The organism is Paraburkholderia sp. D1E (assembly GCF_052682275.1).
The window spans coordinates 3,925,077-3,938,137 of the sequence record NZ_JBQYMB010000001.1 but is presented as its reverse complement, the minus strand read 5'-3'; the positions used below and the strand labels follow the sequence as shown (position 1 = coordinate 3,938,137).

Genomic DNA, 13,061 nt, shown 5'->3' with positions numbered 1-13,061 from the left:
AATTTCGTCTATGTTTGTCGCCTCGCGCCCCCGAATTTCGTCAATTGAACAGTCCGCGAATGAATCGTTCTATGAAGCTTTCATTCGCGTCAGGATTTTCGCTCCGGTACACTTCCTGGAGACTTTTTCCTGCGGAAGGTGTGGAGCGGTCGTCAAGATTCGTGAGGATAGCGGGTTCGGTTTGACTTCCATCAGGAAGAACAGTCATGTATCGCTCAGCAGAGTATCTGTCCTGTTGGGCACCGTCTGAAATTTCGAACGATGGCAAATGTTTGCGCGGTTTGCTGGAAACTGCGCAAAGGTCAGAAAAGTGGCTGAACTGGTAGCGTGCAAACATACACGTTTCGTTGAATACGTAGAGCACCGGTACAGAACGCCGGAAGCGGAAGAGTTGAGGCCACAGGTACGCGTCACTGCACCAGAAACTGCGATTTATACTCATTGTCAAGTCTGCATCTTCCGTGCGCTTGTTTGTCCAGTAAAAGCGGTCCAGCTCAGTTGGTGCACCCAGCACGTCTTCCGCTTCCAACCATCGCTCCGGAAGCCGTACGGTCAAAACGTACTTTTCATCCGTCAAGGAACGAATGCCATGAGGCAGCGCATCAGCGTTGATAACAAAGCAGGTGCTTCCGGTCCGTAACGCCATGCGGATTTTCTCAATTTCAATATTCCAGTCGCCACAGCGTGTCACCGAACTGACTGGGTGTGAGCGTGCAGCAGCCTCGCGCCGTTTGACCATGTCCCAGACGCGTCTAGCCCATGCAGCTACGTCAACCTCGTCAGTTCCATCTTCTCGGACGAATTGCTCAATGACCTGGAGTGCTTCGGCTTCGTCGTTCACACCACGGAGCAAGGTACGAATAGGATGGCCAAGACTAATCCATAGCCGTTCCACCTCCTGCATCTGGTTTACGTACGTCTGGATGTTATTAAAGTACGTCGATACTGCCCCGGTTGCTATTATCTCGGCTGCGACATTCGGATAGTCTTCTTCGAGCCAGTCTCCGATAACTGAGGTGTAGATGTCGCACCAGATGTCCGGGTCATAGCCGATGTCCAAGGCTAGCAATTGCTGTCGCGCATGCAGCAATGCTGTGGAAAGGGGCGGTGACATGTCGGGGTCCAAGCCATCGGACGCGGCGAACTCAGAGTCGCCAAGGCGCGGCACGTCAAAGCGGGACGGTGCGTACAATGTTTGTTCAGGATGTCTGTCGTTCGCGTCGTCTTTGAGACGGTCATGCAAGGTATGCAGTACGAGACTGATACTATCGCTGGCCGCCATGTCATCGCACTTCCAGTTTCCCTTGGCGATGGCGTACAGCACGTCTTCTATAGTAAGGTAGCCTCCGCCATCCGCTGGGACTCCGCATTCCTCACAATATGAAAGGTACTCTTCGATACGCAACTTTTCCGCGATTTGGCGTAGAGAGCCGTAGTGGCGCAGAAGTCCAGCCAACTCTTCTGTCTGCCCTGCTTCGCGCAAGGGCGTAACGAGAGACGGTTTCAGTTGTTCGACTGCCCAGACGATGGCGTCAGGGGCGACGATAGGTTTGCCGGGCGCACATGACTCGTCCATTTTTGCAAGCAGGCGCACCGCGTAATAGAAGGCTCGCTCGACAACGCTTAATTCGGAGGACCGGTTGGTGTACAGCTTGATTGTGTATTCGGGTGACGACATTGTATTGACCTATAGGTTTCGGCACGGGCATGCCGGGCAAGAAGAAAATCTGTATATCGATCGTTTTTATCCGTTCGGTCGATTTTCAAGGTTTGCGGTCACGGATGACATGAGGAGCCTTCCAGCGTCCGCAGGTCTTGGGCCATACGAGGTAGCGAAAAACAAACGCGGGCACAGAGTTGGCGTGTCGTCGCGATTCGAATGAGTTCGCGACGACGATCCGAACGGCAGTTGCCTATGCTGCGTCCCTGTTGCTAGTCCTGGATAGCCTTGTATAGGGCCGTGCCGATTCGAGTAACGATGCCGACTATGAGCGCGTTGCCTATCAACATCGCACGAGTGGTCGCAGAGACCTTCGGCAAGTCTGTGAATCCGCGAGGAAAGCCCATCAGCTGCTCCAATTCTTCTGGCGTGAGTCTGCGCAAGAGGCCAGACTTCTCACGAATGCAATGCTTTGTGCGAGATGGCGTGCTGCCACCTTCTGAGGTGATGATGGTTCGTGCAGGTTTGCTCAATGGGTCTGGAAAGGCCATGGCGCCTTCCGAATAGTCATAGCTAAACCCGTTTTTCTCACGAGCGACACTCTTCGCCCCTTTCGCTGCACGCCAGGCTGCCTCTGATTCTGGTTTGACGTAGAAATCCGTCGGGACAGGGCCAGTTTTATCGATGACGTCCCCCAATGTGAGAGGCGCAGCGCTGCCCGTGAACTGAGTGAAATCGCCGATGTCTCCTGCGCGTGCTGCGCACGTCCACACGTGACCTTCGCACATGAAACCAGAGTTAGCAAAGCGAGTTTTCCCATTCGAGAGTGGACGATAGCTAAGCTGCTCGTTGAATGGGTCGCTTTGAACTGTTGTTACGTCCCGCTATATTTGGGTTCCAGCGGAGGTGTTTATCTCGGTATCAAATAGGATGAAGTTTGGAACTTAACCCTGAACATCATGAGATGAGACGGACGTAAAGAAGGCCAGTACTGCTCTGTTATCGTGGGAAGTTACGAAGCCCCACACGAACAACAAAGTAGACCGGCCTATGCATCGAATTGTATTCGCGTTTCCTGTTCTTGAACAACATCTCAATGCGGTCGATCGCACGCCGCAAGTGTATCGACCTGTCGCTTGCGTACATTGCGGCTGCTCGGGTGTGTGGTGTCACGGTCGTTACCATCGCAAGGCCGACCGCAGCGCCGCTGGCGCTCTCAATCCGATTCCCGTTTTGCGCTTTCGCTGTCGAACCTGCAGCCGCACGTGTTCGCGCCTGCCGCTGTGCATAGCTCCCCACCGTTGGTACAACTGGGCGGACCAACAGCGTGTCTTACTCCTTCTGTTGGCCGGCTGCTCGCAGCGCCGCGCCAGTGCGATCTTCGCGCTCGGCAGACATACGGTACGGCGCTGGTGGCAGCGGCTTGGCGAGCGTAGCCTCTCGTTCGAATTTCATTTGCGAAGCCGTTTCGCCGAACTCGGGCGATCAGTCGATATCACTGAATTCTGGCTGCGCTGCCTGCAGCGCATGCCGTTGTGCGAAGCCATGGCCTGGCTCGACGGCGACGGCGTTTGCGTCCCGTGATCCGTTTATCCTGATTGGGTACGCGACGACGTAATTTTCGTCATTCCGGGCTCTCCACACACTTTGCCCACTCGCGCCGAATTCGGTTCGCGGTTCTCATGGCACTCCCTTTTTAACCATAGGAGTGAGCATGAAGGACATCGACCCGAAGGCCCTGTTTCGCCTGTCCGTACTCGGACCACTTGTCAGTCGCGAACGGCTTGATCGCGGCGACTTGCAGCAGATCATCCGCCAACTGGCTCAGCAGGAGTACGCAATTCCCGGTTCTCGTCGTCGCCATATCGGCGAGAAGACGCTTCAGTCCTGGTATTACGCCTGGAAACAGCACGGGCTGGAGGGCCTGTGCAGCAAGCCCCGTATGGATCGCGGGCAATCGAAGCTGCCATCGGCCGTGCAAGCTGCGATCCTTGCAGCTAAGCGCGAGAATCCGCGACGCTCGATCCGCCAGATCCGTTTGCTGCTCGAATCTGCGGGTATCGTGGCGCACGACACACTCTCGCGCTGCGCCGTTCATCGGCTGCTGCAAGCCCACGGGCTCTCGCGCATCGTTGGCTCGGCCAGCTTGCCCGAGGAGAAACGCAGCTTCGTGGCCGAACACGCCGGCTCCATCTGGTACGGCGATGTCCTGCATGGCCCGCACTTGTCGCTTGGCCGGGGGCGCCGCAAGACCTACCTGGTCTCGTTGATGGACGACGCCTCGCGGCTCATCGCCCATAGCGCGTTCTGCTTCTCGGAGAGCGCGATCGACATCGAGGGCGTACTCAAGCAGGCCTTGCTCAAACGCGGTGTGCCCAAGATGTTGATCGTCGATAACGGCGCCGCTTATCGGGCGGCGACATTGCAGGGCATTTGTGCACGGCTGTCGATCAGGCTGGTTTATTGTAGACCGTATGCTCCCGAGGGCAAGGGCAAGTTGGAGCGCTGGCATCGCAGCTTACGGGCTCAATTCCTGAGCGAGCTCGACACCACGCACATCCATGATCTGGCGGACCTCAACGCGCGCCTGTGGGCTTGGGTCGAACAGATTTACCATCGCACCGAACACAGCGGCCTGTGTAACCAGACGCCGCTCGCTCGCTATCAGCAGGACCTACCCCGTATCGGCACACTCGGCGCACGCGCCGCACAACTGGACGAACTGTTCCTGCACCGTATCGAGCGCTACGTGCGCCGCGACGGCACCGTGTCATTTCAGGGCAAGCGCTTCGAAGTGCCATACGAGCTGGTCGGCAAGACCGTGTTGCTCGTGGTGGATCCCCATACGGGAACCGTCAAGGGCGTAGAAAGTGAGGCGGGCGAGCCCTTGGGCGCCGCAACCCTGCTCGACGCTGTCGGCAATCGCACACGCAAGCGGCGCAAATCTCAGCCTGAGACCGTCGAGCCGGCCGTGACAGGACACGACGCGCCGATCGAGAACGCGGCGCACGGTCCCAATCTTATCGAGCTTGCCTATCAACGTCACTACGCCCGGGAGCTGTGACATGTATCGACAACACTTCGGTCTACGTTGCGCGCCGCTTTCCAAAGAACATAGTGAGTTGTGGGACGACGGCGCCTTGGCGCAATTCAACGAGCGCTTCCAGTGGCTACTGCATAGTCCCGGTATTGGCTTGCTCACGGGCGAGCCCGGTGTGGGCAAGACTGCCGCGTTACGCCACGCAGCACTGGCCTTGAATCCCCATCGCTACCAGGTCATCTATCTGGCTGAAACCGAGTTCGGGCGCATCGATCTGTACCGCAGCCTAGCTCGGGCGCTGGGTCTGGAGCCCGCCTATCGGCGTGCCGACCTGTGGCGGGATCTGAAGCTGCGCATCCTGGAGCTCGTCGAGAGCAAACAGTTGTTGCCCGTGTGGATTATCGACGAAGCGCAGAACCTGCCCCTCGAATTCTTCCGCGACTTCCCGGCCTTCCTGAACTTCGCCTTCGATTCGCGCGACCTGCTCACTGTCTGGCTCGCAGGCCATCCGAGTCTGGGCCAAACGCTCGAGCGTGCGCCGTACGCAGCTTTATATGGACGTATCCAGGCACGCGTTCAACTCAAACCCGTGATCGAACGCGAGCGCTTCGCCCTGTTCATCCAACACGCATTGAAGAGCGCCGGCTGCAGTCATACGTTGCTGGCCGAATCTGGCCTGGAGTTACTTCGCCAGGCCTCTCGCGGCTTGCCCCGGCAAGCGGGGCGGATTCTGCGCACCGCTATGCAGATGGCCGTGCCCAAAGGACTGAACCATCTACCCGACGAACTGCTACAACAGGCGATCGAGGAGTTGAAATGACGCCCGAGTTTGACACGCTATTCCCCGACGGTATCCCTGATTCTTGTGCTCGTGCTCTGACCGACTTCCTCTACCGCCTCGCCCTTGTATGCGAACAACGATACGAGCACGAACTGCGTCGCGACTCCGACAAACGCTATCGCGAGACAATGGATCCCGATCAACCTTGGCGCCGTAAAACCGACCCTCCAATCTAGCGCCGCCGTCGCGCACTAAACGAGGCCCATTCCATTCCTCATTTAGTGCGCGACGCCCCTCGCAATCTCACGCCACATAGCTCGCGACGACAACCCTAATTTAGGCCGGGACGTAACAACTGTAAGCGCCGGCGCGTACCCGTCGAGTTCACTGGAGAGTACGCTGGGCAGGGCGGCGTTCAGGACCCCCTCGGAGTGCCACTCACCGTGCAACCTGTTTGCTGCCGCTTTAATCCGACCGTGGAGAGCGGTGGCGACGTGATAGGCAACTATGAACACGCGACGGCGCCGTTGAGGGTAGCCGAAATCGGCGGCATTAATCACGCGCCATTCCACTGCGTATCCGAGGGCGCTAAGCGCCGCTAGAACGACGGCGAAATCCCTTCCGCGAGATGACACTGGCGACGAGAGCAAACGGTCGACATTCTCAAGGATTAGGTACGGCACCGGTTCGTCGTCAGCCAATCGCTGCTCCAGCAATTTCGTAATTGACCAGAACAGGCCCCCCTTTTTACCCTCGAGTCCGTGCGACTGCGATAGAGGACGAGCGACGCTGTAGTCTTGACACGGGAACCCGCCGACGACCACGTCTGGCTTCGCGTCACGAATAGCTTGCTGTCCCGTCGCCGACTCGAGCAATTTAGCGATGTCTTCGTTAATGTGCGCGCCGTGCGGCCAATGAGCAGTATAGATTTCGCTCGCGTGCTGCTTTTTCTTTGATGGCTCAAATTGGTTGCTTAGAGTGACCTTATAAGGGGCGCCGTGTACAGCCTCCAGTCCCAGACGAAATCCACCTACACCTGCGAATAGCTCGATAACGCGAAGCCCGGCCTTCGGGTCGATATTGTTCTGCGTTGACATCCTGTTTCCTGTTGATGATGGAAACAGGTGTAGAAAAAGGGTTTTATCTGGATCGAGGAGCTAAGGCGTCTTCAACAATCCATTGGGTACGGCTGACTTGTGCGACATGTCAACGCGCACAGGGGGGGAGCTGCTTTTGAAGCGCGAAATGGGAAAAGGCTAAACCCTGGTTTCTTGACGTTGGATGCAAATCCATCCAGCGTCACAAACAGCAAAGTCCGCCAGACCAGCCAAGCCCCCCCTGAAGTGGTTGGGGGGTAAGTCTCGGCTTCTGGCGCAACTCCTTCCCGTGTTACCGCATGGGAACAGGCTCGTCGAACCTTTCGTCGGAGGTGGTGCCGTGTTTCTTGGAACGGATTTCTCTGACTATCTGCTTGGCGATAGCAATTCACATTTGATTGAGCTGTATCGCATGGTTGCCGAGCAGCCTGAGCAGTTCATCGAGATAGCGTCGCCGTTCTTTGACGAGAGCTATCGCTGCCAGGAGCGATTCCTCCAGATACGGAGAGCGTTCAACGATGCGAGCGACGGTCTTCTTCGGGCCGCACAGTTTCTTTACCTGAACAGATTCGGGTTCAATGGACTGTGCAGATACAACCGGTCAGGTCAATTCAACGTTCCATATGGGCATCATGTCCGCCTCCCGAGATTCCCACGAGAGGAAATCCTGAGCTTCGCGAAAAAGGCGCAGCGAGCGACGTTCGTACTTGCTGACTTTGCTTCAGTGATGCGAATGGCGAGACCCGGCGATGTCGTCTATTGTGATCCCCCGTATCTTGACCGCGATGGCGTCGCGAGCTTTCGAGCCTACAGTCCAGGAGAGTTCAGCTTCGACCGGCAGCGCGAACTCGCCAATCTCGCGAGGGAGCTAGCGGACAGAGGTATCCCCGTAGCAATATCGAACCATGATTGTGCGGCGGCCCGTGAAATTTACTCAGGCGCGAAAATAGTGGATTTTTCGGTGCGCCGTTCAGTGAGCGCCTCCAGTGGTGCGAGAGGCAAGGTTGCGGAGCTCCTGGCCGTGTTTGGCCCGTAATCGGAACGGAGAGATCTTCCCTGCCTCAGCGTGATGGCCGAACTGCAATGCGGTGATGTACAGTACCGATTGGGGTACATATTTTTTTCTCAAAATAGGATTTTCGAATGAACAAACAGGAACTCATCGACGCAGTCTCATCTGCAACCGGCGCAAGCAAGGTATCAACTGGTGAGACGATTGATGCGGTGCTGGAGGCTGTGAGCAAAGCTGTGGCCGCAGGGGACACTGTGCAGCTGATCGGATTTGGCTCGTTTAGCCAGGGCACGCGCGCAGCGCGGGCCGGGCGCAATCCTGCAACCGGTCAGGAAATCCAGATTGCGGCCGCGAAAACCGTGAAATTCACCGCAGGCAAGGGCTTCAAGGACGCGGTTAATCGTTGAGGGCTGGCGCCCATGGCCCGACGTGAGGATGCAATCCTCGCGCCGCAGGCCATGGCGCTTTTGTCCCGGGAAAGTGTTTGCCTCTTGTGCAACGCGATAGCATTGCCACACGCGGTAGTCGCTTCGCAACCGTGGTGTGCTTTCTACCGCAATTGACGCGACGTTTACCTTAGAACGGAATACTGAATCGGTCGTCCAGAACGCGTTCTACCGCAGGCGCGATAGACATAATCAGCGAGTAGAACGCCGGATGCGACTCGCTCCACTCGTCGGCGTCCAGTATGTGAAGAACGTCCTCAAAGAATACTTTCCTGTGTGACTCAAGGTATGTTTCAAGGTCTAGCCACTCTGGCGCGATTGTTCGCGCGTGACTGTACGTGCCGATGTGTGCCAGGAATTGTTCACGAAGACCGCTTTGAGTGACGTCGGCAATCAACAGTGGAGCGAACTGCTCCAGCTTCGTCACAATTTCCTCCGCTGTGACTTCCGCGCAACCGTAGTCAAGGGCTTGGTCCATCTCAGCAATCAACGAGATTGCTGAAATCATTGCGGCTTTGAGGGCCGCTTCGTGGTCGTCAAGTTCGGTAACGTTCATCTATTAGTTCTCCGGCTAGGTCGTACGTATTGAAGACCTATAGATTCACGTTTTAGCCTTCGTCTGGATTGTTTGCGCGGCTGGAGGGCAACCGTTTTCGGGCGACCAGACGTTCAGTCAACTTCTGCCCGCGATGTGCGACAACGCCCGCCGCGGCAGCATGCACACTTCAGCCGCGTCGCGATGCGTACTGCTCGAAGGAATGCCCCTCAGAACGGAATTGGTTCATCATCCGGGTGGGAGAAGGGAAGACGGCTTCGCCGTGGAAGCTGGGACCCCACAAGCAAGGGCATCGGGCGAACTTCTGATATCCAGATGGCGTCTGGATGCATTGCTTTGAAATCTGCTGGGTCACAGCCTACGATGTCTTCGTCAGGAGGGGTGTCCACATAAGCATTTTCGTCCATGAAAGCCGTAAAGTCTGTTACTGGCGTCCAAGGGTATTCAACGAGAATTGCGTCATCCCCATGTAGATACAGCACCGCCAGGTAATTTCGGAACAGTGAGAGTACGTCCTTGTTTGCGAATAGTGGTATAAGAAATGGGCAGCTCGCGAGTCTAACGAAGAGCTCGTACTGCGAGTGCGGCGTTGAGAGATTGGCCGCCTTGATATGACGAGGTGCGACGAGCGACGATGGGGATACCGTCGTCGGCACGTCGATGACCAGGGCGAACTCTTCGCTCGTATAACTGAGCATTCCACGCGGAAAGTGCTCTCGAGATAGCACATGTGCAACGTCGATGCTCGCGGCCTTGAATTTAATTATGTCGCACTGCGACCACAAATTTTCAGGTTTCCAGATTTCGGTATGACGGGCGACTGAACGCACGGAGTAATCGTGGCCTTCGCCCGGCAAACGGAATCGGTCAATTAATAGTGCCACCAGTAGCGCTTCCTCGTCGGCTACCTCAATATTGCTCGTGGCAATGCGTGACGCTAAGCCGGAAAATATGCGGTGGCCGAGAGAGTCATCCTCCAAGGCGTCGCATGAGCCATGTTCAAGAATTTGTTCGGCCCTGCATGCTGCACAAAACAAAACTTCAAGGTACGCGTCTAGCCGATTTCTGAAGTCTTCGTATGAATTTTCTGCCTGCAGCTTTTGAACAACCTCAGGAAAGCTTTCGTTCATCCACCTTTCGACCACGGGCGTCCTGACGTCCCGATAGAAATCGGGGGTATTGCCGAACTTATTGAGAAGATATGCGGCGGCGCTCATCGCTTTTTCGACGAGCGAGCGAGAGTCGTTCTCCTTTGCGCTAACTTCGGAAGTGCTCGGTTGCAGACTATTGTGATTGATGCTCATGCGTGTGTGCCCCTGAACAAAACACAGTATTGATCCGGGTTTTATTCCTGGACCACGTCGGCGCCTTCCCACTTGAGGATTGTCCGGAAGCCGTGAAATCTCTTCACGCCCCCTGAAGCCGCGCTCGCGCATGCTCCAGCTTGCTGTCGCTCCGGGACCAGCCGATCTGTCGACAGCTGAGCTGAAAAAACCGACTCGGTGGGTGATCAAACCAAGTCTTGTATATGCTACTATAATCCCATATGTGAGATTTGTGGGGCTGCAGGTAGGTATGCCTACAGCGGCAAACGCCGGTTCGATGGGAATGCAGGAATTCGGCTCGAATATCGGTGAGGTGCACCGAACTGAGGGGGCGGCCAATGAAAGTACAGGAGCTACTGAACGCTCTGCGTAATGTGGACGAAGACAGTACCGTGTTGTTCCTCGCCGAACAGGCAGACGCCGACGACGCCGACGAGGTTTGCGAAGTCTACCTGGCACCTCATCCCTGGACGCACGAATTAGGCAATTATGGGGGGCGTGAATACCAGTCATGGTATCCATATCGACCTGAGCAACGGGGGAGCGCCTACACGTCGGTCAGATATGAGACGAGACGAGTCGTGGTGTTATCGACTGGGCTGACGAATCTACGATTTGTACGGCCTGAGGACATGCTGTCCGACCTTGGGCCGGATGAGCGCTAACAGCAGGCGGTCGATGTTTGATGCTGGTCGCGCTGCGTTTGGCCGCAGATGAAAGGATTTTGGCAGCAAAAGGTTTGGGTCAAAGCTTTAGGCGCTTAGTGACTGTTCAAACGGCCGCGCTTTGGCTTGAGGGCCTGTCGCGAAGTCCGTTCGTCGTTCTAGTGATGCTTTGCGCTTTTCTTCGGCTGTCGCGATGAAATCGGACAGCTCGCGTTCCATTGCAGAATCTTTAGCGCCCGGCTTCCACTTTGCGGCCCTGTGTCGACGGCGCGTGATTCGAGCCAGCATTAATGCAGAGCTCGCTGCTTTGGCGCATTCGTATTCAACATGCTCGCAAAGGTTAACCGGCTCACCAAACGCCCGAAAGGTCTCCACATGCTCTCGGGCAGCGTGGACCGTAGCAGGAAACTCGCGCATCTCGGAGACAACGCTCCGGCTCAAGACTTGCCAATGCAGCTTGTCTGGATACGCGAAAGTGGGGATGGAGACGCTATTGCTCGCCTCACCGCTCACAGCACCAGCCGGCGTCGAAGTCGCCCATGCGGCCTTATGCATCATCGTGCGGCATGTTCGAGCATAGCTTTCCAGCGATAGCGCAACTTCCAGCGCAGTGTCATGCCGCTGCCGCTTGCGCACGCTGGCGTCCCTTACCGAGATCCAGACGAGCGATACAACCGAGCCAACTGTCGCTGACATCAGCGCCAGCGTTGCAGGAGTGTTCCAGCTAAATTGCTGGAGATGTTCAAGCCATTCGGGTCGCATACGTCGCGCCTCGGAGAAAGAGGTTCCCGAGTATAAGTAATTGTTTTACGTAGAAATTCGGGACAGGTATCCAGCGTGTATTTTCGCCACACATGCTTCGTTCATTCGACCGGCACCTTGACAGAAGAGGGCGAGCGAAGGCACTCCTCTGATTTGACTTTACGAGACCGGAAAGCACATGGCTTCGGCGGCACTTGAGGAGCGCTCCTTGTTCCTTCTTGGAAACTCCAGCGTCGCAGAGGCCTGTCGGGCATCGTTTGTCCGGCTTCATGTGGATTGACGAACTATTCGTCGCATACGTCCAGGAACACTTCGGCCAATGCTGTCGCATGGGAGAAATTCATTGCCCGCCGCATTCCGTCCGTTTCAAATTTGCGCCCATCGCGCGCCGCAACGAGATCGAGCGCAGATTTTGCACCTGCCAATCCATCCGTTTTCAAATGCCCGGCTTCCTCGTGCTCACCTCGCGTCGTCAGTTCTTGTAGTAGCCAACGGTACGCTGCTCTTAGGGCTGTCGGTCTTCGCTTGTCCGAAAGGGATAGCAAGAGCTCTGCGTTCAATTCGTCGCTTGTTCGCAATTTAAGCTCCAGTTCAATCGTGTGTGCGAAATCACTGGCTTGCCCGTCCGGCTGGAGAATTGTTCCGAGAAAACCGGGTGCATGAACTTCCACGGCTATCAGCACTGCTCCGTAGGTTAAATCACGCCAGAAGCACGGCAACGGTTGGTATGCCGCCTCAAGTGCGTAGGCGATGCTGATTGGAGTAATGCGGTCTCGCTTCAGGCCACATTTATCCAGAAAATGGCCAATGTCGGTCGCGAGGCGTTTGCTCTCGGCGATGATGACTGGATGGGCGACTAAAGGGTGCATGTCGTTGTTCATGTATATCTGCGTAGTTAGAAAGCTAATGATGTTGGTTGACGATGGGATGTTCGTGGATATCAGTCCGTTTGCGTCCATACAACGGTTATGTCGTCGTGCATGGATGCATTCGTGCTTTTATCTATGCTGCCGCCATTTTTGCGGCTTTTCGTGCGAGCCACGCGAGCTCAAGTGCTCTTATCGTGTCAAGCGCATTCAGAAGATGGCCACCGCCTGGCTGAGTCAAGGCAGGGAGAAAACGGCAGTAGAAGTCGAAATTCCGTACCGCGCCAAAGCAATCAACGGGCGCTTCCGGAGAGCTCTCTTCAATATATCGAGCCGCGTCGGCCAGACTGTTTGCGAGTGAGACGTTTCCGTCGTTCAGATCGATGGTGTGTGGAATAAACATACCGTATAAGGGACGAATCTTAAGAGTGAGCTTGTTTGCTGCGAGGCAGCTCTGGGCAAAGTGCGCGAATGAGTAGGTTTTACGATGGAAGAGAAGATTTAAGCGGGTCCCGTTACCTGCAATTCGCAAGACTCCATATTCACTGTCCGGTGCCGCCAGCGTAAGCTCAACCTCCAGCGAGTCAGACAGCGCTAGTTTGCTAACGTCGTCGTCTTGAGCAGGAGTCGTTGACTGAACGAGAATGGCGAACTCATAGCCGGTGTCTTTCCCTTGTCCGTCCGTGATGCTTTCTGGACCGATTTCTCCATGTACATCACACCGATTCTCCGGCGGCGAAGGGATTTTTGTCCAGTCTGAAATTAGGTATCCATAACGGTCAAGGGTGACCTGTTGCCGATTCATTAGCTTCTTTACCAAGTTTGTTAAGTGAGATCGTATTGCCTGAAGG

General features: G+C 55.9%; 13 protein-coding genes. 5 read left to right on the top strand and 8 right to left on the bottom strand.

Going from position 1 to position 13,061, the window contains the following annotated elements; genetic code table 11:
* Positions 1-40: 40 nt before the first annotated feature.
* Positions 41-1,678, bottom strand: coding sequence for a hypothetical protein (locus ACUN0E_RS17695; protein ID WP_445567437.1), 1,638 nt, complete (start codon positions 1,676-1,678; stop codon positions 41-43).
* Positions 1,679-1,932: 254 nt separating this feature from the next.
* Positions 1,933-2,211, bottom strand: a complete 279-nt coding sequence (locus tag ACUN0E_RS17690; RefSeq protein ID WP_445570467.1) for a DNA cytosine methyltransferase — start codon at positions 2,209-2,211, stop codon at positions 1,933-1,935.
* Between the two features lie 568 nt (positions 2,212-2,779).
* Here ACUN0E_RS17690 and ACUN0E_RS17685 point away from each other — a divergent pair.
* From ACUN0E_RS17685 to ACUN0E_RS17675, 3 genes are all read left to right on the top strand, one after another.
* On the top strand, positions 2,780-3,244 hold the full coding sequence (locus tag ACUN0E_RS17685) for a DUF6431 domain-containing protein (RefSeq protein WP_445567436.1): 465 nt from the start codon (positions 2,780-2,782) through the stop codon (positions 3,242-3,244).
* Positions 3,245-3,374: 130 nt separating this feature from the next.
* A complete protein-coding gene (locus tag ACUN0E_RS17680) occupies positions 3,375-4,724 on the top strand; it encodes a DDE-type integrase/transposase/recombinase (protein ID WP_445567356.1) in 1,350 nt (449 codons plus the stop codon).
* Position 4,725: 1 nt separating this feature from the next.
* On the top strand, positions 4,726-5,520 hold the full coding sequence (locus tag ACUN0E_RS17675; RefSeq protein ID WP_200568535.1) for an ExeA family protein: 795 nt from the start codon (positions 4,726-4,728) through the stop codon (positions 5,518-5,520).
* A gap of 239 nt (positions 5,521-5,759) precedes the next feature.
* Here ACUN0E_RS17675 and ACUN0E_RS17670 read toward each other — a convergent pair whose 3' ends face one another.
* On the bottom strand, positions 5,760-6,578 hold the full coding sequence (locus ACUN0E_RS17670) for a DNA cytosine methyltransferase (RefSeq protein WP_445567435.1): 819 nt from the start codon (positions 6,576-6,578) through the stop codon (positions 5,760-5,762).
* 184 nt (positions 6,579-6,762) lie between these two features.
* Here ACUN0E_RS17670 and ACUN0E_RS17665 point away from each other — a divergent pair, with 184 nt between their 5' ends.
* Both ACUN0E_RS17665 and ACUN0E_RS17660 read left to right on the top strand, forming a co-directional pair.
* Positions 6,763-7,614 carry a DNA adenine methylase gene (locus tag ACUN0E_RS17665; protein ID WP_445567434.1) on the top strand — a complete coding sequence of 284 codons (852 nt, stop codon included), beginning with the start codon at positions 6,763-6,765 and terminating at the stop codon, positions 7,612-7,614.
* Positions 7,615-7,721: 107 nt separating this feature from the next.
* On the top strand, positions 7,722-7,997 hold the full coding sequence (locus ACUN0E_RS17660; protein WP_445567433.1) for an HU family DNA-binding protein: 276 nt from the start codon (positions 7,722-7,724) through the stop codon (positions 7,995-7,997).
* A 169-nt stretch (positions 7,998-8,166) separates the two neighbouring features.
* Here the strand turns inward: ACUN0E_RS17660 and ACUN0E_RS17655 are convergent, their stop codons facing one another.
* The 5 genes from ACUN0E_RS17655 to ACUN0E_RS17635 all read right to left on the bottom strand — a co-directional run bounded on the left by ACUN0E_RS17655 (position 8,167) and on the right by ACUN0E_RS17635 (position 13,015).
* On the bottom strand, positions 8,167-8,592 hold the full coding sequence (locus tag ACUN0E_RS17655; RefSeq protein ID WP_445567432.1) for a hypothetical protein: 426 nt from the start codon (positions 8,590-8,592) through the stop codon (positions 8,167-8,169).
* Positions 8,593-8,801: 209 nt separating this feature from the next.
* Complete coding sequence (locus ACUN0E_RS17650; protein ID WP_445567431.1) at positions 8,802-9,896, bottom strand: hypothetical protein; 1,095 nt, start codon at positions 9,894-9,896, stop codon at positions 8,802-8,804.
* 773 nt (positions 9,897-10,669) lie between these two features.
* Entirely contained in the window at positions 10,670-11,344 is a 675-nt protein-coding gene (locus tag ACUN0E_RS17645; RefSeq protein WP_445567430.1) for a hypothetical protein, read from the bottom strand.
* Positions 11,345-11,628: 284 nt separating this feature from the next.
* Complete coding sequence (locus tag ACUN0E_RS17640; RefSeq protein WP_445567429.1) at positions 11,629-12,225, bottom strand: hypothetical protein; 597 nt, start codon at positions 12,223-12,225, stop codon at positions 11,629-11,631.
* Between the two features lie 121 nt (positions 12,226-12,346).
* Positions 12,347-13,015 (bottom strand): hypothetical protein, encoded by a 669-nt coding sequence (locus ACUN0E_RS17635; protein WP_445567428.1) that lies wholly within the window; start codon positions 13,013-13,015, stop codon positions 12,347-12,349.
* Between the last annotated feature and the right edge of the window lie 46 nt (positions 13,016-13,061).